We start from the raw sequence: 26391 nt of genomic DNA, 5'->3' as shown, positions 1-26391 counted from the left end.
GCTTCGAGATCTTCGCGCCTCTCGCGGCGGCGCACGCGATATTCGGGTGTGCGGCGACGGTGGCGTCTGCTAGCGTCGCCGACGTGAAGCGCGCTGCTGTGACGACGACGCCGGAATCCGTCCCGGCGCGCTGATCCCTGTTCCATCCCAGCCCCGGGGCGAGTGCCCCGGGCTTCATCTTGTGGTCACTCGCCCGTTGTTGACGAGGAGACCACCATGCCCGACCATCGCACCCTCGGCCGTGCGCTGGATCTGTTCGACACCGACCCGCTGATCGGCGCGGGACTGCCGTTCTGGCTGCCCGACGGCGCGGCGGTGCGCCAGGCCCTGGAGGACTACATCCGCACCGCCGAACACCGCGCGGGCTACCGCCACGTGTATTCGCCGGTGCTCGGCAAACGCGAACTCTACGAGATCTCCGGGCACTGGCGGCATTACCGCGACGACATGTTCCCGCCGATGGACCTGGGCGGCGAACAAGTGGTGCTGCGTCCGAGCCTGTGCCCGCACCACGCGCTGCTGTTCCGCTCCCGCGCGCACAGCTATCGGGAACTGCCGCTGCGGATCGCTGAACTGGGCGGCATGTACCGCTCCGAACTCTCCGGCGTGCTGGGCGGATTGACCCGGGTGCGCGCGATCCAGCTCAACGACGCGCATATCTTCTGCACCCTCGATCAGGTCTGTGCCGAGGTCGCCGCGGCGCTGGCGATGATCGGTTCCGCCTATGCCGCGCTGGGCATCGACGCGGCTCGCTACCGGTTGTCCCTGCCCGGACCCGGTGGGAAATACGTTGCCGCGCCGCGACTGTGGGAGCGCTCGATGGCGGTGCTCACCGACGTCCTGGACGACTCCGGCCTGCGCTACGAGGCGGTGGAAGGCGAAGCCGCGTTCTACGGCCCGAAGATTGATGTGCAGGTCCGCGACAGCGCGGGACGGGAGTCCACCCTGTCCACCGTTCAGGTCGATTTCCATCAACCCGAGCGGTTCGATTTACACTACACCGGCGCCGACGGCGCCGCGCACCGGCCGGTCATGGTGCATCGCAGCATCATCGGCAGCATCGAGCGCGCCGTGGCTCACCTGGTCGAACACCATGGTGGCCGGTTCCCCGCATGGCTGGCGCCCACCCAGGTGGTCGTGCTGCCGGTGAGCGATGTGCAGCACGCGGCGGCCGAGCGGTTCGAACGGCGCTGCCGTGACCTCGGGCTGCGCGTGGTGGTCTGCCCGCCGGATCGTGGCAGTCTCGGATCGCGCATCCGCGACCACCGTCTCGTGCCGTATCAAGCGATCATCGGAGCACAGGAGGCCGCCCCCGACGATGTGGCGCTGCGCCTGCGTGACGGGCACCGACTCGATCGGCTGCCCGTGTCAGAGGCGCTCGGCCGCATCGCGTCGCTGATCGCCGTCCACAGCACCGAGCTGTGGGACCTCGCGTGCGGAGACCGGTAGGTGTAAGCCTTGTCACACGCGGTACGCAAGCGTACCGTACTGGTGGTACATCGAAGTACCACACGAGGAGGTGGGCGCATGCCCGCTGTGCGCATTCCCGACGGGCCCTCGTCCCCGCCGATCGTGCAGAACCTGCAGATACTCACCGGGCGAACCCGGACTTGGCGACGGATGCACGACCGTTACGGATCGGCTTTTACCATCCAGATGCCCAGATTCGGCCCATGCGTCGTGCTCGCCGATCCAGCCGAGATCAAAGCCCTGTTCACCGCGAGCACCGACCTCGTCGACAACCTCGACGTCAACCTCGGCCAGTTCCTCGGGCCGGGTTCGTTGTTCGCGCTGACCGGCGCCGAACACCGCAAGCAGCGCAAACTGCTCACCCCGCCCTTCCACGGCCGCAGGCTGGCGGTGTACGAATCGCTCATCGAGGAGGAAGCGGTCCGGGAGATGGCGGCCTGGCCGTCGGGCCGCGAGTTCGCGACGATGGACTCGATGATGCGGATCACGCTCAACGTGATCCTGCGCGCGGTCTTCGGCGCCGAGGGCGCGGAGTTCGACGAACTGCGCCGACTGCTACCCAAACTGGTGCTGGTGGCCTCGGCCCTCGCGGCCGTCCCGGTTCCCCAGCGGGCGCTGGGCAGGCTCGGTCCCTGGGCCCGGTTCGCGGCCTATCGCCGACGCTACGACGAAATCGTCGGCCGACTCGTCGACCGCGCCGCAGCCGACCGGATCGATGAGCGCGACGACGTGCTGGCGATGCTGCTGCAAGCGCGCTACGACGACGGCTCGGCCATGTCGCACGCTGAGATCGCCGACGAATTGCTGACCCTGCTCACGGCCGGACACGAGACGACGGCGACAACGCTGGCGTGGACGATCGAACGGTTGCGCAGGCACCCGGACATCCTGCGCCGCCTGCTCACCGAAGCCGATGCGGGAGGTTCACAGCTGCGCGAGGCGACGCTGCTGGAGGTGCAGCGAGTGCGGCCGGTCGTCGATGCCACGTTCCGCCAGGTCCGCGCCGATTCTCTGCGGCTGGGCCGGTGGACCCTGCCCAAGGGCCAGAAGATCGTGGCCAACATCCGGTTGATGCACGACAACGAGGAACTCTTCCCCGATGCCCGCGCCTTCGATCCCGACCGATTCGTCGGTGTCCGTCCGGGCACCTTCAGCTGGATTCCCTTCGGCGGCGGCAGCCGCCGGTGCATCGGCGCCGCGTTCGCCACGTTGGAAATGAACGTCGTGCTGCGCACGCTGCTGCGTGATTTCACGCTCGAACCCACCGACGCCCGCGACGAGCGCGCGCACTTCCGCGGTGTCGCGCTCGTCCCGGCCAAGAAGGGCCGGGCAGTGGTGCACCGTCGCAGTCCCCGACAGCGCGAGCAAGCGCGCGACCGCGCCGCCGAGGCGACGGCATGAGCGAGCGGTTCCCCGAAGTCGGCCGGGGGTCACCCTCGTCGACGGGCAGGCTCGCCGACCTCATCTCGACCGTGCTCTGGCCGGGGCCGGATCCCCGCCCGCGAGGCTCGGGCGGAACGCGACGAGCCGAACGGACTGACTAACCTGAATCTCGTGACACGCGCCGAGCCGGTACCCCGCACCTCCGCCGACGACGGCGCGGACGCGGGGTTTCGCCGCCGCCTGCTCGACGCCATGGCCGTGGCGGTGCGCGAACGCGGTTACCAGGACTCGACCGTCGCCGACGTGGTCCGCCAAGCCCGCACCTCGCGCCGCACCTTCTACGAGCACTTCACCAGCAAACAGGACTGCTTCATCGCCCTGCTGTCCGAGCACCACAAGGAGATGATCCAGCGGATCGATGCCGCGGTCGACCCCTGCATGCCATGGCGCACCCAGATCCGCCAAGCCATCGAAGCCTGGATAGCCACCGCGCGAGAAGAGCCTTCCCTCACCCTCAGTTGGATCCGTGTCGTGCCGGCCCTCGGTGACGCCACGCGCCAGTTGCAGCGCGAGGTCGGCGACGCGTTCGTCGCATTGATCCAAAAGCTCGCCGACACACCTGAATTCGCCGCCGCCGGACTGCGGCCGCCATCCCGCCAGGTGGCGACGATCCTCTTCGGCGGCTTCCGGGAACTGATCGCCACCACCGTGGAAGACGGCGACGACATCGCGGGCATCGTCGACGTGGCGGTCGAATCCGCGATCGCGCTGGTCGGCCCGCACCTCTAGCGCCGACCGGCCGCGGCGCGCGCCCACGGTCATCGGACGGCGTCGGCGAAGGCTGCCTCGGCGCGCACCGGCACCACCTGGCTGACGTCGAGTTCGGTGGCCACCGCGACATCCTGCGCGAACCCGCCTCGGGCCAGCTCCCGGCCGGAAGCGCTGTCGCGGATCAGCGCCGCGACGTCGGCGACCCCCTCGTGTGCCGCCGCGGCCGCAGCAGCCTCCGCGGACAGCGGCCCCGCTCCGCCGCGGGCCAGCGCCGCGGCGACCGCTCCCGCGCCCAGCCAATCCTCGACCGCGGGCCGCAATGCGTCGCGTCCGGGCCAATGCTCGCCGACGGCGATCACGGCCACCGGCCGCTGCACGGTGCCCCACCCTCGTTCCACGATCCAGCGGGCGACGGCGCTCGCGTTGCGCAGGCAGGCCGCGACCACCGGCACACCGGTCACGGCCGCGCAGATGGCCGAACCATTCGGCGAGGGCAGGACGAGCCGAGCCGCGACCGGCGCGCGCCGCAACGCCGCCGGAGACAGCGACCACGGCTGCCGCTGGGACACCGCTCGCCGCCCTACCGCCAGCGCCGCGTCGTGCCGCGCCGCGAACTGCGTGGCCTCGCCGTCGCGCCACGGGTAGGGCAGCACGTATGTCCCGGCTTCGACCGCGACCGACACCGACGTCGTGACGACAAGACGTCGACCACGACGACGCACGCGCGGCCGGGGCCCACCGCCATCGCCCCGGGCCAGGCCCGACTCCAGACGCATGCCCCATGGCTGCTGCCGCGACCACTCCGGAAACTCCGGCATCTTCCGCTCCAGAATCACCGGCATTCGCCACGGCCGAGCCAACGGGATCGGGCCTCGAGCAGCGGAGCTGACGCGGTCACGATCGGCCGATGCCGGCCTGCGCACCGCCAACGCGCTGCGTGGACTCCGTCGAGGAAAGCGGCCCGGCGGCCATTGCACCATCCGCGCCTACACTTCCGCGGAACTGAGAACCTCGAGTCCCGCCTCTTAGACGATGTCTCATGTGGCGTATTTCGTCAGCTTCTTGAAGCAGGTCAGCGCCGCGGCAAGGGTGAGGAACGCAGGGAAGTGTGTGGCTTTGCGGTCGTAGCGGATGTTGAGCCGGTGGTAGCCGGTGAGCCAGGAGATGGTGCGTTCGATGACCCAGCGGTGGCGGCCGAGGCGCTGGGAGGATTCGATGCCTTTGCGCGCGATGCGGACGGCGATACCCCGATCACGCACCCATTGCCGCAGCTCGGCGGTGTCGTACGCCTTGTCGGCATGCAGTTCGGCCGGTTTGCGCCGACGCGGACCGCGCCGCGACCGAACCGCGGGGACCGCCTTGACCAGCGGCCGCAATGCCTCGGCATCGTTGGTGTTGGCCGCCGAAACCGCCACCGACAGTGGTATTCCCGCCCGATCGGACAGTAGGTGGATTTTCGAGCCGGACTTTGCCGCGGTCAACCGGGCTCGGGCCGGTCAGAGATCCCCCCTTTTCGCCCGGACGCTTGCTGCGTCGATCACCGCACGCGACCAGTCGATCAAGCCCTCGCTGCCGAGCTCATCGAGTATCGCGCGATGTAGCCGCCGCCAGAGACCGGCCTCGGTCCACACCGTGAACCGGCGGTGCGCCGTTGGAACGGTGACCCCGAATGACGGCGGCAGCATCCGCCACGCACACCCGCTGGTCAGCACGAATACCACTGCCGTGAACACCGCCCGCTCGTCGGTCGGAGCAGTACCCCCACCCTGCGGTCGTGGCTCGAACTTCGGCAGCAACGGCTCCACCATCGCCCAAAGCTCGTCCGGAACGAGACGCTTCGACAACTTGTCCGACACGGCCGAACATCATGCACCACAACCGATCACAGTCCATCTCGACCCACCGATAACCAGTCACAGCGACATGAGACACGGTCTTAGCGGACACCGAATCACGTGGGTTCTACTGACAGTTCCTTTCGTCGGATCCGTCGCCACAGTCGTCGTCGCCGTCGCACAGCCATTGTTTCTGAACGCATCTGTCGTTGTCGCATTTGAATTCTTCTGGCTCGCACAGGAACTTTCCGCTGTGGCATTCACTGCGGGCTCCGCCCGAGCCGAATTCGAAGGACACCAGCGTCTCTGTGTCGACGGCTGCGGCGAACTCGGCCATCGCCGGTGACGACACCAGCGTCAGCCATGTCACTGTTGCCCCTAGAGCTGTTGCCAGCCCGGAAACGACACGCATGAGGAACCCTCCATGATGAGATCCAGTCTCTTCGCGTACGGAACTTCGTTCTCCAGCAATCGATCGAGCGCTCGCATCCTGCCCAGGATCGCATACCGGACCGCCGAATCGGCGTAGTTCGGAACGACGAGAAGGGGCGGGCACCGTGATCATCGCCCTCACACCCGTACGTGCAGGGACGGGCAAGGTCAGGTTGCTGGGCGTGGGCCCAGGGTCGCTCAACCGGCGCCGCTCGGGCTGTGCCGCGTGCGAGGGCTCGGTTCAGTAGTATCCGTGCTGCGGTATTGCAAGTCGCCGCGCACCTCGACCGCGACCCGGCCCACTACCCACACGGACGCTCCCACGCCATCACCGTCCCCTCCAGCGGACGCCTGATGATCCGCGACTGGGTCGACGAAGACCTCACCACCATCCGCGACCGATCCACACCTGGACCCGCCGCACATCCAGCTCATGGGACGACAAGGTGGCCTACCACACCCTGCCCGGCCAGATCGACGTCCACGGCCACTGGGACAACCAGCGAAGCAGATACCGCCCGCTCCGCAGCGGCACCCAACCCGCCACCCAACGCCAGCTGGGCGCGATCCCTCTACAGCACTGGGCTACCCGTACCTCTGCGCAGCCAACTCCTCACCGCGATCCGCCGCGATGCCCACATCACCGGAGCGCGCGTCGGACTCCGGGAATCAGCACCGCCGACCCGGCGGTGCTGGAAATCGCGCAGAGCGACTGGGCAAGTGCCGGGAGGACTTCACGCCGGATGCGGTGAAGTGGGCCGATGCCCTGCGTATCGCCGCGTTATCGGGGGTGCATCCTTGATCTCCAAAACGCTTACCCCACTGTTCGTTCTGCTCACCACTGAGCGGAGATCTCGAGCGTCGGGAACCGAGCCACCCAGTCCTTCAGCTCGGTCGAGCCACGCAGCTTCTGAACGAGAGCGCGACACGCCGCACCGCCCCCTGCGAAGCCGGGCGCAATACCTGGAACGAGATGTTCAGCCTCGACTTCCCTGGCCATCAGAACAAGCCGGGGCGTGCTCGCATGGTTTCGGCCTGGTGGCGGGGTTAAGACCGATGCCGGGCCGAGCCTTGGCCGGATTGGTATTCGTCAGCCACCGCCCCCGCGCTGGACGGCCAGTCGCAGTACTGGCCATTCCGGTTCCAATGCAGGCCGGACGGACACGATTGAACGGTCGCGATGTTGTTCGAGCACTCAACGTACCTCGTCACGTCCTCTGGGTGCGGGAAGAGGCCGTCGGGCTGGGGACAGCTGAAGGCGGCGACGTCGAGTCCAACGCCCTCCGCGCCGGCCGAGGACCCGGCGGCGAGCGTGAGACCGGAACCGAGCAGCAGCGCACCGGCGGACAGAGCGAGGATACGGGCGAGTCGCACGGTCGTCTCCTTCAGCTGAAGCACACAGAACGTTGCAGCGCAACCTACCACCATCACGGCCCGGTGACGCCGAAATTCGTCTGTACCAACATCTTCGGATCACCAGTGACGTTCAGACCCACCTATAAGTGGTGTCGTAGATGACATGTAGAACCACCCAGGCGCTCGGATGGCCTCTGTAAGCCAGGCGGACTTGCGTCAGGAAATTCAGCGAAGGGCCTCGCCTTGACGCTGTTAGCCTCGCTTCGAACGTGGTGTTGGAGCGTACCCCAACACGACGTTCAGTTGCCTCGGCCGATCGACGTGAAACATCCGACGTGAGCGCGGCTGCCCGGCGGGCGGGCAAATATCGGGGCGGGCCCGGAGGGGAGCGGCCGGGGTGCTGCGGGCGCCGAAGTCGCGCACCGGCGCATCGGACTTCCCGTCGGATGGAGTGCGCCCCCTCACAGATCGATGGTGTGGGAGGCGTGGGCTGCTCGTTGGTACACTGTCGGCCAGCGATCCATAACATAAAACATGTTGCAGGACAAGCTGGTTGGCGAAACTCCATTGTTTTTGGGTGGTAGGGTCGCGCGGTGGTACGGGGGTCGGCGGACTGGCTTCGCAGGATGGGTGACAGGCTCAGGGCTCTTGCGCCGGGCATGGGTTCGGCAGCTGAGCAGCCGTCTCGGGGGGCCGCAAAGGGTGTAGAGAAGTTTGTCGAGACAGTGGTCGACAAGGACCGTGAAGGGCGAGTTCCGCTCGAGCGAGCCGCGTCCGGGTTCGGGCGTGTGGAGGTCACTGATCGCCCCACCCCCGAGGTGGGCGACGGTGTGCCGGGGGTGGTGTCGAAGCAGCCGTCGCTGGCGGCCCGGCTCGCCCCATTGGGGGAGAACGTGTCACGAGAGGCCCTCATCACCGGTAGCACCGCGATGAACCTCGCCTTCGGAACTCCGGTCCGCTTCTCGCACCACCTCGACGTGAAGGTGTCCGAGGCCGCGTACCGGTATATGCGGGACCAACCCGGCTGGTCGGAACACCGATTCTCCGACGGAATTACAGCGTTGAGAAACGGCGACCTCGAGGTCATGCACCAGCGCAAATACGAGCCCTCGCATGGCGAGTTGGCCCGCCGTGCGTGGCGCACACCGGAAGGGATCTGGGTCGCCAGCCTTCCCGACGTCTACGCGCTCAAGGACGAACGCAGGCTCAGCAAGGATGTCAAGGACCTCAAGCTGATGCGGGCCCGGCTGCTCGACCCGACTCAGCCCCCGCTGGAAGCGCACGTGATGCAACGCGAAATCGACGCCGTACGGTCCTTCCTGCCGGAGCAAGCCCTCAACCACCCCGATGCCGATACCGCGGTCCGGCTGGCCGCCAACGGTAAACACATCACCTCCACCCTCTACGGCGACCCCGACATCGGACGAGCCAACACGCTCTTCGGCGAGCTCGAACGTTTCGAATATCAAGCCCCGGCCACCTACCACAATGGATTCGACCTCGACCACGATGGGCGCCTGCTGCAAAAACACTTGGACAACATCGGCGCCCAACCCCACGAACGACTCGACGCCGCGGTGGCCGACACCTATAGCGACGCCAACTACGGCGACGGCCGCAAAAAGAACAACCCCGACGGCTACGACGAACTACGCTCCGGCGAGCTGGCCCGCGCCCACGCCCTGGCCCTGGACTACGACCCCGGGCGCGCCGACCGCATCCACGACATGATCCTGGGCACCGCCTTCGACGAACAAACCAAAGCCCAAGCCGGCAAAAACGACCCCGATCCCCTCGTCCAAGCCATCGCCGGGGTCGATCTGCAAACCTTGGCCGAACCGCACTCCCTGGAAGGCACCTTAGACCTGGCCCCCGAAGACCTCTCCTCGGCACGCCACTCCCCCGACCGCATCCTCGGCCGCACCATGATCGAAAACAATGAGCGCATCCGATTCACCGAGGAAGGCATCCGCCACATCGACGGATACGCCAACTACCGGCCGATGATCGACGGCCGGGTCGCCGACCGCACCGTCATGGACGCCTTCGCCAACCGCGCCGCTGGCGACGCAGGCTTCCGCGACCCCGTCAAAGGCCACCAATACCCGCCCACCTGGACCCTCGACAACCCCCCGATGCGCGCCGAACACACCCAGACAGCACGTGAAATAGCCCAAAAGCTCGCCGACCGCGACATCACCGCCACCCAAGCCCACCACATGGCCAAACAACACGGCCAAGCCATGCAAGAAAAATACGGATCAGCAGCAGACTGAAAACAGGCCCCGGGCCCCGTGAAAACGGCCGCAAGTCGTGAACCCGGGACGCTGGTACCGACCGGGCTGTTGCCGACACCGACCAAGGGCCCGCACCCACGGCACGGTATACGTCACCCACCACACCTCGGCACCGGACGTTGCGCGGAGATCGCCTGGAGCGCCTGCTTCGGGAGCCTCATCGTCTTGTGTGCGGATCCATCGGTATCGACGTCAACGCTACCCGAATCTGTTCGTCTACCGAGGTCGCTCTCGGGATGGCCGCGAACCCAACCCGTGGGCGGTGTCCGTTCGCTTTCGTAGGCGGATCCGGGACACAATACCGTCGAGCCGTCGTCGGCGTACCCGTATTCTTCGTCGTACCGCCGCAGCGTCGCATGTCGCGCATGCGTCGCGTGATTTGAGCCGCCGCAGTGTCGGCAGCGTTCTCGGTTGGCGTTGAATTCATATCCGGACCGGTTGCTGGAGTTGTCGAGCTGCGCGTCAACGAGTTCACTGATTTCGTCGACGATGTCGCGCCGGGTTTCCGTCGCGAATCGATTGTCTCGGGCGCGTCAAAAGTTGTAATCGGAGCGGCGTCTACTCCTCCGCACCCGTATTAGGTTGAGCGGTTTCAAGAATCTCGGGCGGAATGCTCGACCACTCGTCGAAGTTCGCGAACGCCGCGGAGGACCAGCGGTTGTGAGCATAGGACCACTCCCCCGCTTGAATCCTTTCGTGCACGGTTTTGCCACTGTTACCCAGATCGATCGCGGGCGGCAGCGACTGCGGCAGAGACCGCCCAGTGACAAGCGTCGGGATAACAACTTCAGCCACGTGACGGTGCAGGTAACTCAATTCGACCATCGGACCGACCATCGTTGGGCTGTCCGGACATTCGACCATGACGGCCGAGTTGAGCTCCAGCATCACTGGCTCACCCGGCCGTGTGGTTGCCAGCACTGTCCCGGGCTCCAGGTTCTGAAATTCAAGGCTGACATTGACCATCGGCGCGTCTCCGCGCTTGAATATTGTCCGTGCTGCCGCCATGCGGATGACGCGATGCTTATCGATGTTTGAATAGCGTTGCAGCAGCAACATCGGGTGTTCGTAGTCGACATTGACGCCCATCATGCGTCCCAGTAGCTCACTGATCGACGGGACGCGCGACGCCGTATCGATATACGGCTGCAGCTTCATCAGGCGATCGCCGAGTGTGGTTCCTGCCGCCAACTCGGGGATGTGCTTCTTCACCGAGCCCTGCCACGAAGAGAACTTCGTAGCATCGTCTTGAACCGGAACCTTGATCCTCGGCGAGTCCTTCTCGGGGATCGCCGAACAACGTTCTTCCTCCACGAGATAGAACGGCACATTCTCCATCGCGGCACGCAAGTGGTGGATTGCCTCGCTGAACAACATCGACGCCAACGGCGGGATCGGTCTAACGCCGATCACCACAGCCGCCAGTTCGCCGGACTCCTGGGCGATCTGCTCTATGCCGACCGGGCTGTTGAGAGACCAAGCCGCAGCCAACTCCCCAAGTTCCTGGGCCAGTAGGTCTACTCGGGCGAGACGCAATGCGATCGGGCCGAGTTCCTTCGGCAATCAGGCTGTTTGGTCAGAGGGGGCGGCACTGTCGGTCATGACTCCGATCATCCCCCATTGGTGCGATAGATCGTGGCGTGTCTCACTGCCACTGAGTTGATTTGCCTTAGACCGTGTCTCATGTCGCTGTGACTGGTTATCGGTGGGTCGAGATGGACTGTGATCGGTTGTGGTGCATGATGTTCGGCCGTGTCGGACAAGTTGTCGAAGCGTCTCGTTCCGGACGAGCTTTGGGCGATGGTGGAGCCGTTGCTGCCGAAGTTCGAGTCACGACCGCAGGGTGGGGGTACTGCTCCGACCGACGAGCGGGCGGTGTTCACGGCAGTGGTATTCGTGCTGACCAGCGGGTGTGCGTGGCGGATGCTGCCGCCGTCATTCGGGGTCACCGTTCCAACGGCGCACCGCCGGTTCACGGTGTGGACCGAGGCCGGTCTCTGGCGGCGGCTACATCGCGCGATACTCGATGAGCTCGGCAGCGAGGGCTTGATCGACTGGTCGCGTGCGGTGATCGACGCAGCAAGCGTCCGGGCGAAAAGGGGGGATCTCTGACCGGCCCGAGCCCGGTTGACCGCGGCAAGTCCGGCTCGAAAATCCACCTACTGTCCGATCGGGCGGGAATACCACTGTCGGTGGCGGTTTCGGCGGCCAACACCAACGATGCCGAGGCATTGCGGCCGCTGGTCAAGGCGGTCCCCGCGGTTCGGTCGCGGCGCGGTCCGCGTCGGCGCAAACCGGCCGAACTGCATGCCGACAAGGCGTACGACACCGCCGAGCTGCGGCAATGGGTGCGTGATCGGGGTATCGCCGTCCGCATCGCGCGCAAAGGCATCGAATCCTCCCAGCGCCTCGGCCGCCACCGCTGGGTCATCGAACGCACCATCTCCTGGCTCACCGGCTACCACCGGCTCAACATCCGCTACGACCGCAAAGCCACACACTTCCCTGCGTTCCTCACCCTTGCCGCGGCGCTGACCTGCTTCAAGAAGCTGACGAAATACGCCACATGAGACATCGTCTTAGATCCTCCTCGCCGCAGATCCGTCCGAAGGCGTCCTTCTGATGTTCACCTCCGACGCTGTCGACGCCATGGTTGCGCGTGAACGGCAAGCACAGGCAACAACTTCCTCAGAGGTGGTCCAATGACAATGTCGGCATCGAACGTCGAAGTGCAGACCGCGCAGCTGCTTCTCGAAAAGCTGGGAGTGACCCTAGAGGACCTCATCGCCGCCCAGTCGAAGCGGCCAATGCCAACCTTCGCCGAGTATGTGCCGATCGTATATGCGGCCATACCTCCGAATAGAACCCGCGATTTATACAGTAGCTATTGGAATCGAATCGTCGAGATGTGGCCGAGTCGCCGACTCGACTACCACTGAACTCAAACAACTCATTGCGACACCCCAGAAGCAACGCGATCTCAGGCGCAGCGACCGTGGTGGAATCGGCGTCGCCCAGACAACTACGAACGCATTGCGCTGCCTCTACCGTCACGCGGTCGATGACAATTTGATCCGGCCCACCGGCAATCCCGCGGCCAGACTGGTCCAGCCTAGACGGCGCCCATCTCGCCGTGGAGCGATACCGACCGGCCGTCTCGCTGAAATCAACCGGGTTGCAGCCGAGTATGGCGATTACCCGGAACTCACTACCCTCATCCTTCGATTGTGCACAGAAACCGCATGTCGGCGGGCCGGCATCCTGGCACTTAGGAAGCAGGATCTGGACGAGCACCAATGCCTGATCCTACTGCGTGAAAAAGGCAATACCGAGCGGTGGCAACCCGTGTCGCCGACACTCATGCGCGCACTTGTGGACCATCACGATTCACGCGTACAGCCTCGAGATCCCACCAATCTCCTAGCGCAAAACGGCAGGCCGATTCCCGTTAACGCCCACGAAAGACTCCTGCGCTACCGAAACGGCGATCCGATCAGCACAATGCGCTTCACCACCATTTGGAGTCAGATCGGCAAGCAGCTGCCGTGGGTCAAGCAGCAAGGAATCACCTGCCACTGGCTGCGCCACACCACCTTGACATGGGTAGAGCGCAATTTCGGCCACGCCGTCGCGAAGGCATATGCCGGACACGCCAGCAACCACTCCGACAATGTCACCTTGATCTATACCCGCGCGACCATCGAAGTGGTGGCCTACGCCCTGTCAGTCCTGACCAGGGAGCCACACCCTCTCGCTCACAAACCCCCATCCGCGCCCCCGGAGAAAAACCTGTCATGAACCCGGCCACATCCACGGAATCGGCTTCCAGCTCACGGCAACATCCTCCGTCCAACAGGGACAGGTACCGCCGCAGTCTACTGTCGCTACTCCCGCGCACCCGTCGCCCAGAGGCTCTGGATCCGGATGAGCTTTCTCGCCGCCTCACGGCGGTGAAGGCGTGTCTGCCAGCTCTGCAAGATCCGGCGCTGTACGAGGGAACCGACGAAAGCGAGCTCAACGCCGAGCAAAGATTGCATCGATGGATTCGGGCGCGGAGCCGGGTGGCTGCTGGACAACTTCGTTCCCGGACCTGCTCATGCGAAGCGACGACCTACGCGCGAGCCCGCTCTCGGGATCGCGGCGAGGCTCGACGCGCCTCGCGACCGCGTGCGCCCTCCCGGGGCTATGTCGGCTCGGCCGGCCCGCAGGCACCAGGGATTGCGAACTTCATCGCGGGGACTATAGTTCTGGACCGACCTGACGAGAGGCACGCGCGCATGAATCAGTATGTCGCTGAGGCGATTTCATGGACACCACCGCTCACCGCGATGGTCTGCGTCCACGATGAAACGCGCGATTCAATGCTACCCGTCGGCCTATCGACCCGTGCATGAACGCAGAAGAGAAAAGTCGTCGCCGATGCCGGCACCGAACAGGAGCCTGTTACTTCCAATCGGTGAACGTAATTCGAGTCTGTATCCGTCATCGCGATCCACGTCCTAACTCAATCCACTTGGAGCCACGTTTTGACCTCGCAGTCGTCCCCGGCCCACCCGACCGCCCCCCTCCACCAAGCACCCGAGCGGTTTCGGATGTACGACCCCGACTTCGCCGCCGACCCGCACCGTGCCTATGCTGAGATGCGGCGCCGTTATACTTCGCTAGTTCCGGTCGACCTGGCGCCGAAAGTACCGGCCACGCTGGTGATAAGCCACACGACCGCGGTGAAAATTCTCAACGATCCCGACCACTTCCCGTCAGATCCGCGACAATGGCAGCCCACCGTTCCGCAGGACACACCCGTCCTGGCGATGATGGCCTGGTTCCCCGCGGCGCGGTACAACAGCGGTGCCGCACACGACCGCTATCGAGGTGCCTCCGTAGCGAGCATCGACGGAGTCGACCTGTACAACATAAGCGCGCTGGTCGAGGACATCGCTATCCCGCTGATCAACAAGTTCTGTGGCCGCGGTTCAGCCGATCTGATGGCTGACTACGCATTCCATTTGGTCTTGGACGTCATCAACCGGATATGCGGTTGTCCGGCGGAGATCGGGGAACGGGTCGCAACCGGTATGGCGGCACGTTTCGATCAGCGCAGCACGCTCACAGCTCAGCAGGGCATGACGATGATCAAAGACGCACTGATGGAGTTGATTGCGCTCAAGCGCGCAAACCCCGACCCTGACAAGGACGCAACCTCGCGACTGGTGACCCACCCCAGCGCGCTCGACAACATTGAGGTATTCGCTCAGCTGATGAGTTTTTATGGTGCCGGTTTCGAACTGGAACGCAATCTGATCACTAACACACTGTTGCGGATGCTCACCGACACTCGGTACGGGGCGTTCGGCGGTGACTACGGTCGGAGTTTGTCGACTATGACCGCCCTCGACGAGGTCTTGTTCATCGACCCGCCGATGGCGAACTTCTGCTTCAGATATCCGAGTCGACCGGTCATGGTCGACGGAATCTTTTTGGAGGCACACCAGCCGATCGTCGTCAGCCTCGCTGCCTGCAACAACGACCCTGCGATCCGCGTGGCCGCCGACCCCGGCGGCAGTCACATCGGCAACCGGGCACATGTGGCGTTTGGCGGCGGACCACACGGCTGCCCAGCAAAAACCTTGGCCTACGAGATCGCGCAGCATGCTGTCGATCAGTTGTGCACCGCGGTGCCTGACATGACGCCAGCCGTGCCCGTAGATGAATTGGTCTGGCGGCCGGGACCCTTCCACCGGGCACTGGAGGCACTTCCGGTCGTTTTCGAGCAACTGCCAGCGATGCCTGTCCCCCAGTGAAGTGATCTCATCAACTTTCGGCTGACGCGCCGGTATTCGAAATGGGTGAGAACGAGTGCGGCTTCGACGACGGTGCCGATTCTTTCGGGGCTGCACGTGAAATGAGACGCAGGGCGCGCCAGCGGGCCGACGAGCACGGCGAAGCCGCGCTCGCCCAGGGAGCGCAGCCCACGGAGCAGCGCGTTGTAGGTGCGGTTTCCCTGGGGGCGAGGGCTCGGCCATCGGCGGGTTGCTTGATCGGGGTGTGTATGCCGATCCCGGCACCTTCGTAGCCGCGCTCGGCCAGGGTCGGCAGGTCCAGGATGTGCCGCTGCCCAGTACAACGCGGGGGACGTGGTCGCGGGCGGCGGCAACCAGGTCGTGCACCGAGGCGGGTCCGACGTCGGGGAACCCACAGCGGCAATCCGGTTGGCGCCGAGACGGCTTGGACGTTGCCACCGGGACTGTGGGCTTTGCCGGAGTACCACACGTCGATCTGCTCGCCTTTGACTGTGGTGGTCTTCTCGCCGCAGCGGTCGGCGCCGAAGACCTTCCCGTCCAAGGATCAGGTGCGTGAGACCTTCCTCGTGAGCACGGTACAGGGCTTCGTGCAGGTCGGGGGCTTGGGCCGCGAGGGCGGTGATGCCGTCGTGGTGGTGGTAGCGGTCGGAGGTGGCACGGCTGATGCCGAATGCCGCGCCGAGCACCGCGATATCTTCGTGTTTGCGGAACCATGCCAACAGCATCAACACCTGTTTCCAGCAGGTCAGCGCCCGGTTGCCGCAGGGGTGCCGCGTGCTCGGCGTTGTGCGGCCAGTGTCTGGTCGTCTGGAGGTAGTGCGGGCGGAATTCGTCCGGTTCGCCGTGGCGGCGGGAGGTTGATGTGAGGGTGCCGAAGGCAGCCGGATCGGCGTGGGCGGATGCGCTGGCTGCGGTTGAGTGGGCCGTGGTCGTGGTCGCCGAGCGGTTCGCCGAACTTGGCGCGGTGACGCCGGGTGCGGTGGCGGTGGCCGCGAGTGGTGGTCGGATTCTGGCTCCCGGTTGGCCACCGCGGCCGGAGCCGGCCCCGATGTTTCTGTCGTGATCCGGACGAGTCGGAATCTGTCGCCTACCTTGGTGAGATCACCTCAGTGAGCATCGAAGCCGCCGTAGGTCCTCTTCCGCGTGTGCGAATCGCGAGTCGCCAACACCGCAGCCATGCCCTGGAATCTTTTGTGCCACAATGCAGCCGACACCGAAGCTTCGCTCAATCTACAACCAAGGTCTCCGGCCCTATGCGATGATGATCATCGAATATCGTTCGCAGGAACTCACTTGAAAGGGGGATCGGGATTGGCTTCACGGCCGACCCGGACTGTCGAATGCTGAAATCTATCGTCGGACAACGCTTGCACCTGTACTTGCCCAACGGTTGGGAATTCGATCCCTGGATCACTGGTGCCGGTTTTATCGACTACACGCTGACCGAGGGTCCTCACAAGGGGCGTCACGCCATCCAGAAACCTACGTACCGTCGACTGGCAGACAACGTCGAGTTTCTGGGCTGGTACGAGGAGACCGGTACCACCGTGACCCTCGTCTGGCACCTCGACAGCCAGGTAGTGGACCGGTTCGCGACGGTGCCTCGATGGCTGGCCGATGTCGACATGTCCATAAGCGCAGGTGACAATCAAGATCCGGAGTTCCGCGAGAAGATGGCGCAACTCGCTGCGGCCGGACCAGATATGCCGCGGCACATTTACGCGGACCACGGCCACTTCGAGCTCAGCAATAAATAAAACCGCACGAGACGGTGCAGATGCCGCAGCAGCCCGCCACAGATGCCGGCCACCGTGATGTCGGCGGCTCGACCCCCGTCCCTGCGGTTGCGGCAATCGACGATGCCACAAGGTTTTCCCTTCCCGGTGGCATCGTCGCCTCGAACGAAAACCCGAATGGTCTGCCAGCATTGCGAGTTCGCCACATCGACGGCGACATTGCCACGTTCACTGATATCGCGGGCATCGGACCAAACGGAGCGTTTCTCGTGCGTCCCGACCACTTCGTCGCATGGCGATCACCCGCCCTCCCCACCTCACCGGAAAACGCCATTCGGCAGTTGTTGGTTGTCGTCAGGTGTCGGGTGGCCGGAGGAGGTTGCACCTCCGGCCACCCTGACATGACGACGAAGTAAGTGCGATCCGCTGCGCGATCGAGCTGACCGGTTCACGGTAATCCGGGGCGGGGTCGGCCCTCCGCGGGCGAGGTGCGGTTCAACGGTCCGCCGCATCTTCCCGACCCGGTGACTCATGCAGGAGCTGAACCATTGGCTAGCCCATGCGTTGCAGGTCGGCACCCGCCAACAGTGCGCTGGAAAGGATCGAGTGCCTCGGGCGCAACGGTTCGGTCGATCCGTCGTCGCGCGTCAGCTCGAGCCTCCGCACCATGCACCGTTCATTTCGCGGGGAATGACGGCGGGTCATTCGTGGAGCCGGTGGTGCAGGTCGTCCAGGAGCTCGATCGCGGCGGTGAACGCCGGAATCGACTCGGTCGGAAGTGAGTAGGCGGCCACCTTGGAGAGGTGAGCGGATTCGGGTAACGGATTGCCTGGATCAGCCGCCGCTTCGGGCAGGCCGCGGGTGACGCCTTCCCGCCGGGCCGCGACGTTGAGTGACTGTGTGGCCACGCGCAGCAGGCTGTCGCCGGTCAGTTCTGAGATCCTGCCGCCTTCGGCGATCAGGGCCTGCACCAGCCGGTACCCGCTGGGTGTCGAGGACCGCAGGATCTGCGCCGCCACCGCGGGGTCCACTCCACACACTCGGCCTCCCCGATGTCCGGCGAGGTGTCGACAGGATCGGACTCAGTGGTGTCGGTACCGGAGAGCAGTACTGACTCAGAGTGTCTCACGTCGTGACATTTAGTTGGCCGGGTTTGTGGAGGCTTGTTTGTCAGTGGTCGGCTGAAGTCGTGAAGCGCTGAACGAAGCGGCGTTGCCAAGGTGTTTCGACAGCGCGCGGTGAATAGTGCGTGCGGATGTAGGCGACTGCCTCGTTTGCGGGGATGCCGTCGAGCACTGCGATGCATGCGAGTGCCGTGCCGGTTCGGCCGTGGCCGCCGTTGCAGGCCACCTCGACTCGCTCGGCGGCGGTTCGCTTCCACGCCTCCTGCAGTGCACCGTGGGCGTCGGTGCGATCTGAAGGCAACCAGAAGTCGGGCCACCGAATCCATCTGCTGGACCACGCCACGGCCGGAGGCTGTTTTCCGAGCAGGTACAACCCGAATTCAGGCACGGGACCGTCCGGCATCGGCCGACGAAGTGCTCGGCCGCGTATCATCCGGCCTGACGGCAGAACGAGCAGGCCAGGCGTCGAAGAGTCCCAGGTGACAGTCACGGGTACACCCTAGACATCACTTTGTCGCTCTCACCTGCACCAGCCTCTTGTAGCAGGTCAGTGCGGCGGCGAGGGTGAGGAAGGCGCAGAAGTGGTTGGCGTAGCGCTCGTATCGGATGCTCAGGCGGTGGTAGCCGAACAGCCAGGCGATCGACCGTTCGATCACCCTTCTGTGCTTGTTGAGCTTCGTGCTGGACTCGATGCCTTTGCCAACGCCTGACACCACCGGCATCTGTTCCGACATGTCCAGGCTGTCCGCGCCCAGACCGCGCAAGAACCCGAGCTTGTCGACTTCGGCCTTCACCGCTTCCGCCGATGCTTCCACCGGTCCGGTCGACAGCCACCGCAACCGTGACATTCCGATCGACACGTCGGTGGCAAGCAACGCATCCAGCTCGGCACACCGTTCCGGCGTGAACTCATGCGCCAACCGGTCGTAGGTCTCGGACTGAGCCTGCTTGCGGGCGTGGGCGACCCGCTCCACCACCGTCACCGGACCCGGCCGGATCAACCGCGCCGAGATCAGATACTCACACGCCAGCCGGAACAACAACGTCCACATTCTGGGTGATCAGCCCGGTGACCACGCCCATCCGCTCCAGCCACGCCAGCGCGCGATGCCCGGAATTGGGGCACGAGGCGTCCATGCGCCGCCAGCCCACGTGGTTGCGCGCCCAGTACCGCTGCCTGAAGACCGGATCGCCGACGAACTGCTGGTAGGTCATCGGGTTGCGCGGCGGCGAGGACGGACCGCGATAGTCGGGGATACCGCTGTCGGTCGAGACCCCGGCACCGGTCAGCGCGACGACCCGGCGCCCGTCGAGCAAGCGCACCAGCTGCTCGAGCCCGGCGCCGGAAGATGTCAGCATGCCGTTCAGGGTACGGCGGTCACCGCGGGCCGGGCATCGCGCCGTCACAGTTCGGCGAGGTCAGACCCGCCGCATCACCGACACGACCTTGCCGAGCACGACCGCCTCGTCGCCATCGATCACCTCATAGGCGGGGTTGCGCGGCTCCAGGTACACGTGACCGTTGCGCCGCCGGTACACCTTCACCGTCGCCTCGTCCTCGATCATCGCCGCCACGATCTCCCCGGAATGCGCCTCGTGCTGCCGGCGGACCACCACCAGATCACCGTCGCAGATGGCCGCGTCGATCATCGAATCACCACGCACCCGCAGGCCGAACACCGTGCCGCGCCCGACGAGCTCGCGCGGCAACGTCATCGTCTCGTCGGCATGCTCCTCGGCCGGAATCGGAGCGCCCGCGGCGATATCGCCGACCACCGGCACCGCCACCGAATCCTGCGCCGTCTCCCGCCGCGCGCCCGCCTGCAGGAACATCCGCACATCGATCGGCCGCGACACCGTCCGGCTGCGCCGCAGAAAACCCCGCTCCTCCAAGCTCTTCAGATGCTTGGACACCGACGACGTGGAGCGCAGACCCACCGCGTCACCGATCTCACGCGTATTCGGCGGATACCCGTGCCGCAGCACCCACTCCCGGATTGTGGCGAGAATCCGCTGCTGCCGCGGCGGCAACGTCGAGGTGTCGAGATGCTCGAAGGCGTCGAGCGGGTCGTATCCGGTCACCCGGGGAATGGTAGAGGCAGGGGCGGACACTCCGTGCCGGGCGCGGCGCCCGGCACGGCGAACAGCGCCCGATCGGCTTCGGGCACCCAGCAGGCGGCCGCGATATCCCGGTTGTAGTTCTGCGCGACGTGCTCGATCAACGGACGCAGCCCCGGATGCCGGTTGCCCGCCGACCACAGCAGCGCCAGCGGATACGCCGGAGTGGGATCGACGACCATCAGACGCCGCAGGTTGGGATGCCACGGCGTCTGGCCACCGTCTCCGCTGAAGGTCGTCAGCGACGACGAGTCCGCGATGCGGTCGACGAGCTGCGCCAAGTTCAGCATCGGTCCACTGGTGTCGACCGGAACCCCGCTGAACGCACTGAGATCTCGATAGAAATCCGCCCACTCCGACGGTGTGGCCGCCCCCGGCACCCACACCGGATGCCCGGCGATCTCCCGCAACGCGATCGTCGACCGGCCCGCCAACGGATGATCCTTACCCACCAGCAGATACAACGGCTCCAGATACGCGGGCGCGGCGACGATGTCGCCGGGCAACGTCACCGGTCCGCCGTACGCGCGGGCCAGGGCTGCGTCGACCAGGCCGCTGCGCAAGGCCTCCCGCGAGGTCGTGATCGCGTTCGAGATGACGATCTCGGTGTCGCAGCGCGGATGGCGCGCCAGATAGAACTCCATCAACTCGGTCGCGGCCGCGCGTTTCCCCAGCACCGCCACCCGCAACGGCCGCACCTGCGCACGAACGGCCCGCACCGCCTCCTCGGCGCCCGCCAGCAGTGACCGCGCGTACGGCAGCAATCGCGCACCGGCGCCGGTCGGCACGCTACTGCCGTGCCCGCGATCGAAAAGCTCCGCACCGAGCTGTGATTCGAGCTTCGCGATGCGCTTGGACACCGCCTGCTGACTGATCCCGAGCACGGCCGCGGCGTGGCCGAACTGCTCCTGCTCCACCACCGCGACGAACGCGCGCAGCGCCGCCAGATCCAGGTCCACCCGCCACCTCCATGAACAACCATCCGTTGTCCATATTTTCGTGTCTTTTGTTCGACTTCCGCGATCACCACTGCTTATATGGACCAGCAATAGCGATCAGCGAACACAACCTACAACCAGACGATGTTCGCCGAGCGATAGGTCCCGTGAACGTCGAGGCCCACCTGTGTGGCGGTGTGAGCACCGCACGGACACGACCACCAACGGTGGACTACGACTCGGACGCAACTCCGATCCGGGGCGGGCGAAGCACCTCCACATCCGCTGGAGGACCCGCATAGCGTTCGATCTCCACCAGCGTGAGCTGCCCGGCGCAGCCCTGGCTCAGCGTGGAGGACGGGCGGTCGGCGATGAGCACGTTGGGATTACCGTGGCGGCAGAACGTCGGATCGGCCGGATCCGGGTCGTACCAAGCCCCGGTGGACAGCTGCGCCACACCAGCCCGCACCCCGTCGTCGACCAGCAATCCGGCCAGACAACTGCCTCGCTCGTTGAACACCCGCACGACCTCACCTGCGCGCAGGCCACGAGCCGCGGCGTCGGAGGGATGCATGCGAATCGGTTCCCGCCCGGATATCTTCACAGACCGGCTGTGCGCACCCATGTCGAGCTGGCTGTGCAGCTTGGTCCGCGGTTGATTCGCCACCAACTGCAACGGATATCGCCTCGCCGCCGGACCGCCCAGCCACTCCTCGGGTTCCAACCACACCGGATGCCCCGGGCAATCGGCGTACCCGAAGCCATCGATGGTCGCGGAGAAGATCTCGATCTTCCCGCTCGGTGTGGTGAGCGGAAACCGGTCCGGGTCGGCGCGAAAGTCCGCAGCCAGTACCTGCCGCGGGTCGGGCACCGGAAGCTCGAGGCACTCGCCGGTCCAGAACGTGTCGAAGTCCGGCAGCTCGTGGCCCAGCCGTGACTGCCCCGCTCGCCACTGTTCGTACAGATGCCGCAGCCATTGGCCGACGGAGCGCCCCTCGGTGAATTCCGTGCCGACTCCGAGCCGATCGGCCGCCTCGGCGAAGATCGAATAATCGTCCCGAGCCTCGGCGCGCGGGCGGGTGAGCGCCCTCATCGGAAAGAAGGAGCTGCCGCCCTCGCCCGCACCGTAATCGTCGCGCTCGATGGACATGGTCGACGGCAGCACGATATCGGCGTGCCGCGCGGTGGCCGTCCAGAACGCATCGTGCACCACGACCGTGTCCGGGCGCGTGAACGCCGCCCGCAACCGAGCCAGATCCTGGTGGTGATGGAACGGATTACCACCGCACCAGTACACCAACCGCACGTCCGGATACACCAGGTCCTGACCGTTGTAGCGATAGGGTTCACCCGGGTTGAGCAGCATGTCCGCGATCCGCGCGACCGGGATGAAGATATCGATGCCGTTGCGCCCCTGCGGAAATCGCGGCACCGGCATACGCGCCGGCTCGCCGACACCGGCCACCGACCCGTAACCGTGTCCGAACCCGCCACCAGGAAGCCCGATCTGCCCCAGCATCGCCGCCAGCACGACCCCCGCCCACAGCGGCTGCTCACCGTGCCGCGCCCGCTGAAGCGACCAACTCACCGTCACGAGCGTGCGCGCGGTCGCCATCTCGCGCGCCAGCGTCCGTACACGCTCGGCAGGCACACCAGTGATCGACGCCGCCCACGCCGGATCTTTGACGACTCCGTCCGCCGCGCCACGCAGGTATTCCGCGAAGCGCTCGTAGCCGACCGCATACCGGCGCAGAAACTCCTGATCGGCCAATCCTTCCTCGTCCAGCACCTGGGCAAGCGCCAGCATCATCGCCACGTCGGTCCCGGGCAGCGGGGCGATCCACTCGGCCGCACCCTCGGGCGCAGTGTCGTCGCGCAGCGGGCTGATCGACACGAAGCGGCAGCCCCGCGCCCGCGCCGCCGCGATCCACCCGCGCGCGTTGTGCCGCGACACGCCACCCGGTGACACAGCCGCATTCTTCGGCGACAACCCACCGAAAGCCACCACCAGCTCCGAATGCTCGGCCAGCACGGCTTTCGCCGTCGCCTGTTGCGTCACCCACCCGATGTCGCCGAGGACATACGGCAGGAACACCGTCGACGTGCCGAGGCTGTAGCTGTTCACGTGCCGGACGTAGCCGCCGAGACAGTTGAGAAACCGATGCAACTGACTCTGCGCGTGATGGAAACGCCCCGCGCTGGCCCAGCCGTACGAACCGCCGTACACCGCTTCCGGTCCGTGCTGCCGGTACACCCGCCCGAGTTCGCCTGCCAGCAGGTCCAACGCCCGCTCCCACGACACCGGGACGAAACCCTCCGAACCGCGCGGGCCGGGAGCGGGACCGCTCTCCAGCCAACCCCTGCGGATGTACGGCCGATCGATACGGGTCGGGTGGTGTTGTGCCGAAGCGATATTGCCGATCAGCGGCGTCGGCTCCGGATCACCACGCCACGGCCGGACGTTCATGAGTCGTTCGCCGTCGCTGTCGGCCTCGAATGCGCCCCAGTGGGTCAGATGCGTGGTCACCGTCCCACCGTAAGCTGCCGCACACGAGCCCGACCGCCGCTCGCATACGATTCACAACGCTTCAGGCAGACACGCGGCGCAGCTCGAAGATGCGGAACACCCGCCCGCCGGACAGTTCGTGCTCCATGGCGTAACCGGGCCACAAGGCGACCGCCCGCTCCCAGACGCGTTCGCGCTCCACGCCGGTGAGTTCACGTACCACGACCGGGAACTGCTCGCCCTTGTAACGAACCTGAGCGGTCTGCGCCGCACGCAGATTCGCCGACCACGCCGGATGTTCGGCACTGCCCCAATTCGAACCGAGGACTACGAAGTCGGCATCGTGCAGCACGCACAGCAACGACGTGGTGCGCGAAATCCCCGTCTTCCGCCCCGCCACGGTGATCTGGATCGAGGGCAGACCCGCCAGATCCAGGACGCCCATGCGGCCGCCGCTGGCACGCCGGACCAACCGATCCACCCGCAGCACGACCGGCGCCGAGCGCATCACCCACCGCTGCTGGGCCAACCGCCGGGCCACCCGCGGCAACGGATTCCAGACCATGTCAGGACACCTTTCCGTAGCGAACTCACAACCTGGCAGGCGCTCTACAACAGAACTACCACCCCGTACCGACAACCCTGCACCATCGGCCTGCGGTCAGTCGGTGAGAGGTGGTCGTCGTGAAGCAGATCTTGCCTGGGGAGGTCCGACCATGGCCGCCGCGCTCACCGACGCCGGCGATCCTTGGTCAAGTCCGCGCGTTACGACGCCGAGGAGTCGGTGGCATCATCGGACGTTCCGCGAGGACGTCAACGGCCCGAGATAGTCTCGGGCCGTTGATCTTCGGACTGCCGTATCCGGCCGTCGGCAGGAGTGCCGACACCCATCCTCGATTACGAAATCCAGCGGAGGACTTCGAAAATGCCGCTACTTGACGGAGTCGGCCAACCGATCCGCATATGGGGCAGTCAATCTTCCGACGATGGGAAGCTCTGCACGGAGACCGCCGATTTTGTTCGCCTGGACCATGGCCATGATCCAGACGACGACCGCGAAGACCGCGACTGCGAGCCCGGCGAGGCTGAAGATGATCCCCACGACTCCGAGGAGCGAGCCGACGATGCTCAGAACAATATTGACCACCGAGATCGCCCCGAAGAAAACGATTGATTGCGCGGCATGGAATTTCACGTCGGGATCATTCTTTCCCACGAATAGGAAGATGATTCCCGTGATCCACCCCAATGCGTACGACAGGATCGCGCTGGTCCTTTTGTCCGAGCCGGCGGACTGCGGTTTGTTCGTAGGATGTTGAGAAGATGTCATGGGGTAAGTAGATGCCACGCCCGCCACCTACCGATCCCAGGTTTCAGCACGAACCACAGGTTGCGGGCGCGAGATGGCCCCGTCGCGGCGCTGGACCGTTGACCGGCCGGTCACTTGATCTGCTCGGCCAGCGCGACGAGGATGCCCGCGGGGCCCCGGAGGTAGCAGAGCCGGTAGCTGTTCTCGTACTGCACCAGCTCGCCGAGGAGCTCGGCTCCGTGTGGCCGCAAGCGGTCGAGGATGCCGTCGATGTCTTCGACCGCGAACATGATGCGATGCATGCCCAGCGTGTTCGCCGGAGCGCGCGGGTCACCGCCGCGGGCCGGCGGCGTCTGGTACTTGGTCAGTTCGAGCCGTCCGTGGCCGTCCGGGGTGCGCATCATCGCGATGTCCGATCGGACTCTCTCGAGCCCGACGAGGCGATCCACCGCGCTGCCCTCGACTGTCGCCTCGCCTTCCAGCTCCAGTCCGAGTGCGACGAAGAACGCCGTGGCAGCCGCGAGGTCGTCGACGACGATGGCGATGTTGTCCATCCGCTGGATTGTCCCGCGCCCGGGTCGGGGGCCACGCTGGTCGGTCTCGCTCATGGTGATCTCCTTTCGGGGCGCGCCGCCGACTTCGGCGGCGCGTGTACGTGTTCAGGCGCGCTCACGTTCTTTCTGTCGCTGCATTAGTTCCTCGATGGCGGTGGGCAGTGTTGTCTCGAAGTCGATCAGCTTGGCCCAGGTCGGCTTGACCACGATTCGGACCATGCCGTCGTAGAGCGACCTCACGCCTTCCTCCCACTCGGTCCGTTGTTCGGGCGTCATCTCATAAGTGCCGTTCCACTGGAGGTACTCGTCCGGGATGCCGTCGACGACATCCAGCTCCGCACGGCCGCGGATGAGTAGGACCTTCGGCGGGTGCGACTCGGTGTCGATCGTCAGCGCGACCGCGGGATTGCGGCGCAACGCGGGGAGTTTCCGCGCGTTCGTCGCGGTGCACATGACGATTTCCGTGCCGTTCCAGACAATCCCGATCGGGATCGACCGCGGGGTGCCGTCCAGCCCGATGAAGGCCAGCCTGGCCAGGTCACGGGCCAGTAGTTCCTGGCTGAGTGGGCGGCTCAGTACCTCATCGATGGCGTGCTGGTCCATAGTTCGAGCTCCTCGGTTGTCGTAGCGGCGGGCGCTGGACCCGACGCGGGTAATGCGGTGCCGTAGATGTGCGGGCGGCCGGAATCCTTCGGTCCCGCGCACAAGCGCCCTCAGATACTGGTGCCCGCCTCGCCGCTGCGCACGAACGATCCAGCCAC

The 26391-nt window shown here is 65.6% G+C and carries 21 protein-coding genes and 4 pseudogenes; 9 read left to right on the top strand and 16 right to left on the bottom strand.

Annotation, left to right across the window (positions count from 1 at the left end; all coding sequences use genetic code 11):
• Positions 1-216 precede the first annotated feature (216 nt).
• The 3 genes from thrS (at position 217) to K8O92_24005 (ending at position 3642) form a co-directional block, all read left to right on the top strand.
• Positions 217-1449 (top strand): threonine--tRNA ligase, encoded by a 1233-nt coding sequence (gene thrS / locus K8O92_24015; GenBank protein UAK30916.1) that lies wholly within the window; start codon positions 217-219, stop codon positions 1447-1449.
• Positions 1450-1527: 78 nt separating this feature from the next.
• The gene (locus K8O92_24010) at positions 1528-2871 is read left to right on the top strand and encodes a cytochrome P450 (protein UAK30915.1); all 1344 of its coding nucleotides are present in this window, start codon (positions 1528-1530) and stop codon (positions 2869-2871) included.
• 234 nt (positions 2872-3105) lie between these two features.
• Positions 3106-3642: a TetR/AcrR family transcriptional regulator gene (locus tag K8O92_24005; GenBank protein UAK35914.1), complete on the top strand. Its 537-nt coding sequence runs from the start codon at positions 3106-3108 to the stop codon at positions 3640-3642.
• 29 nt (positions 3643-3671) lie between these two features.
• On the opposite strand, the pseudogene K8O92_24000 reads toward K8O92_24005, so the two are convergent.
• From K8O92_24000 to K8O92_23985, 4 genes and pseudogenes are all read right to left on the bottom strand, one after another.
• Positions 3672-4369 (bottom strand): annotated as a pseudogene (locus K8O92_24000) (2-phosphosulfolactate phosphatase).
• 292 nt (positions 4370-4661) lie between these two features.
• Positions 4662-5432, bottom strand: a pseudogene (locus K8O92_23995) (IS5 family transposase).
• 154 nt (positions 5433-5586) lie between these two features.
• Complete coding sequence (locus tag K8O92_23990; GenBank protein UAK30914.1) at positions 5587-5871, bottom strand: hypothetical protein; 285 nt, start codon at positions 5869-5871, stop codon at positions 5587-5589.
• A 1067-nt stretch (positions 5872-6938) separates the two neighbouring features.
• Positions 6939-7265, bottom strand: a complete 327-nt coding sequence (locus K8O92_23985; protein UAK30913.1) for a carbohydrate-binding module family 14 protein — start codon at positions 7263-7265, stop codon at positions 6939-6941.
• A gap of 770 nt (positions 7266-8035) precedes the next feature.
• Here K8O92_23985 and K8O92_23980 point away from each other — a divergent pair.
• A complete protein-coding gene (locus K8O92_23980; GenBank protein ID UAK30912.1) occupies positions 8036-9523 on the top strand; it encodes a hypothetical protein in 1488 nt (495 codons plus the stop codon).
• Positions 9524-10102: 579 nt separating this feature from the next.
• Here the strand turns inward: K8O92_23980 and K8O92_23975 are convergent.
• Positions 10103-11107 (bottom strand): hypothetical protein, encoded by a 1005-nt coding sequence (locus K8O92_23975; protein ID UAK30911.1) that lies wholly within the window; start codon positions 11105-11107, stop codon positions 10103-10105.
• A 201-nt stretch (positions 11108-11308) separates the two neighbouring features.
• Between K8O92_23975 and K8O92_23970 the strand changes: the two genes are divergently transcribed.
• From K8O92_23970 to K8O92_23950, 5 genes are all read left to right on the top strand, one after another.
• Positions 11309-12114, top strand: a protein-coding gene (locus K8O92_23970) for an IS5 family transposase (GenBank protein ID UAK35913.1) whose coding sequence is annotated in 2 segments (ribosomal slippage) — positions 11309-11645 and positions 11645-12114 — 807 coding nt in all. Because the reading frame shifts where the segments join, the coding sequence is not laid out codon by codon here.
• Positions 12115-12769: 655 nt separating this feature from the next.
• Complete coding sequence (locus K8O92_23965; protein ID UAK30910.1) at positions 12770-13342, top strand: site-specific integrase; 573 nt, start codon at positions 12770-12772, stop codon at positions 13340-13342.
• A gap of 728 nt (positions 13343-14070) precedes the next feature.
• The gene (locus K8O92_23960; protein UAK30909.1) at positions 14071-15345 is read left to right on the top strand and encodes a cytochrome P450; all 1275 of its coding nucleotides are present in this window, start codon (positions 14071-14073) and stop codon (positions 15343-15345) included.
• A 1340-nt stretch (positions 15346-16685) separates the two neighbouring features.
• The gene (locus K8O92_23955; GenBank protein ID UAK30908.1) at positions 16686-17102 is read left to right on the top strand and encodes a phenolic acid decarboxylase; all 417 of its coding nucleotides are present in this window, start codon (positions 16686-16688) and stop codon (positions 17100-17102) included.
• A gap of 20 nt (positions 17103-17122) precedes the next feature.
• On the top strand, positions 17123-17497 hold the full coding sequence (locus tag K8O92_23950; protein UAK30907.1) for a hypothetical protein: 375 nt from the start codon (positions 17123-17125) through the stop codon (positions 17495-17497).
• 285 nt (positions 17498-17782) lie between these two features.
• Here K8O92_23950 and K8O92_23945 read toward each other — a convergent pair whose 3' ends face one another.
• The 11 genes and pseudogenes from K8O92_23945 to K8O92_23895 all read right to left on the bottom strand — a co-directional run bounded on the left by K8O92_23945 (position 17783) and on the right by K8O92_23895 (position 26233).
• Positions 17783-18121 (bottom strand): hypothetical protein, encoded by a 339-nt coding sequence (locus K8O92_23945; GenBank protein UAK30906.1) that lies wholly within the window; start codon positions 18119-18121, stop codon positions 17783-17785.
• Positions 18122-18711: 590 nt separating this feature from the next.
• Complete coding sequence (locus tag K8O92_23940) at positions 18712-18927, bottom strand: transposase (GenBank protein ID UAK35912.1); 216 nt, start codon at positions 18925-18927, stop codon at positions 18712-18714.
• A 6-nt stretch (positions 18928-18933) separates the two neighbouring features.
• Positions 18934-19251, bottom strand: a pseudogene (locus K8O92_23935) (Tn3 family transposase).
• Positions 19244-19564 (bottom strand): annotated as a pseudogene (locus tag K8O92_23930) (NAD-dependent deacetylase). The pseudogenes K8O92_23935 and K8O92_23930 overlap by 8 nt, the downstream one beginning before the upstream one ends.
• Before the next feature lie 60 nt (positions 19565-19624).
• Positions 19625-20287: a transcriptional repressor LexA gene (gene lexA / locus K8O92_23925; protein UAK30905.1), complete on the bottom strand. Its 663-nt coding sequence runs from the start codon at positions 20285-20287 to the stop codon at positions 19625-19627.
• Positions 20284-21318, bottom strand: coding sequence for a LysR family transcriptional regulator (locus K8O92_23920; protein UAK35911.1), 1035 nt, complete (start codon positions 21316-21318; stop codon positions 20284-20286). Before K8O92_23920 ends, lexA begins: the two co-directional genes overlap by 4 nt.
• Positions 21319-21493: 175 nt before the next feature.
• Complete coding sequence (locus K8O92_23915) at positions 21494-23776, bottom strand: molybdopterin-dependent oxidoreductase (protein ID UAK35910.1); 2283 nt, start codon at positions 23774-23776, stop codon at positions 21494-21496.
• A 73-nt stretch (positions 23777-23849) separates the two neighbouring features.
• Positions 23850-24332: a nitroreductase family deazaflavin-dependent oxidoreductase gene (locus K8O92_23910; protein ID UAK30904.1), complete on the bottom strand. Its 483-nt coding sequence runs from the start codon at positions 24330-24332 to the stop codon at positions 23850-23852.
• Between the two features lie 366 nt (positions 24333-24698).
• Complete coding sequence (locus tag K8O92_23905) at positions 24699-25097, bottom strand: DUF4870 domain-containing protein (GenBank protein UAK30903.1); 399 nt, start codon at positions 25095-25097, stop codon at positions 24699-24701.
• Between the two features lie 110 nt (positions 25098-25207).
• A complete protein-coding gene (locus K8O92_23900) occupies positions 25208-25630 on the bottom strand; it encodes a VOC family protein (GenBank protein UAK35909.1) in 423 nt (140 codons plus the stop codon).
• Positions 25631-25735: 105 nt separating this feature from the next.
• On the bottom strand, positions 25736-26233 hold the full coding sequence (locus K8O92_23895; protein UAK30902.1) for a pyridoxamine 5'-phosphate oxidase family protein: 498 nt from the start codon (positions 26231-26233) through the stop codon (positions 25736-25738).
• Positions 26234-26391 lie beyond the last annotated feature (158 nt).

Source organism: Nocardia asteroides (genome assembly GCA_019930625.1).
In the GTDB taxonomy this organism is placed as follows: domain Bacteria; phylum Actinomycetota; class Actinomycetes; order Mycobacteriales; family Mycobacteriaceae; genus Nocardia; species Nocardia sputi.
This window is presented reverse-complemented; position numbering and strand designations above follow the sequence as displayed.

What these genes read in the sequence shown, in the direction of transcription:
- thrS (UAK30916.1), top strand. Translation starts at nt 217, where the DNA reads ATGCCCGACCATCGCACCCTCGGCCGTGCGCTGGATCTGTTCGACACC.
- K8O92_24010 (UAK30915.1), top strand. Translation starts at nt 1,528, where the DNA reads ATGCCCGCTGTGCGCATTCCCGACGGGCCCTCGTCCCCGCCGATCGTG.
- K8O92_24005 (UAK35914.1), top strand. Translation starts at nt 3,106, where the DNA reads ATGGCCGTGGCGGTGCGCGAACGCGGTTACCAGGACTCGACCGTCGCC.
- K8O92_23990 (UAK30914.1), bottom strand. Translation starts at nt 5,871, where the DNA reads ATGCGTGTCGTTTCCGGGCTGGCAACAGCTCTAGGGGCAACAGTGACA.
- K8O92_23955 (UAK30908.1), top strand. Translation starts at nt 16,686, where the DNA reads ATGCTGAAATCTATCGTCGGACAACGCTTGCACCTGTACTTGCCCAAC.
- K8O92_23950 (UAK30907.1), top strand. Translation starts at nt 17,123, where the DNA reads ATGCCGCAGCAGCCCGCCACAGATGCCGGCCACCGTGATGTCGGCGGC.
- K8O92_23940 (UAK35912.1), bottom strand. Translation starts at nt 18,927, where the DNA reads ATGCCGGTGGTGTCAGGCGTTGGCAAAGGCATCGAGTCCAGCACGAAG.
- K8O92_23910 (UAK30904.1), bottom strand. Translation starts at nt 24,332, where the DNA reads ATGGTCTGGAATCCGTTGCCGCGGGTGGCCCGGCGGTTGGCCCAGCAG.
- K8O92_23905 (UAK30903.1), bottom strand. Translation starts at nt 25,097, where the DNA reads ATGACATCTTCTCAACATCCTACGAACAAACCGCAGTCCGCCGGCTCG.
- K8O92_23900 (UAK35909.1), bottom strand. Translation starts at nt 25,630, where the DNA reads ATGGACAACATCGCCATCGTCGTCGACGACCTCGCGGCTGCCACGGCG.
- K8O92_23895 (UAK30902.1), bottom strand. Translation starts at nt 26,233, where the DNA reads ATGGACCAGCACGCCATCGATGAGGTACTGAGCCGCCCACTCAGCCAG.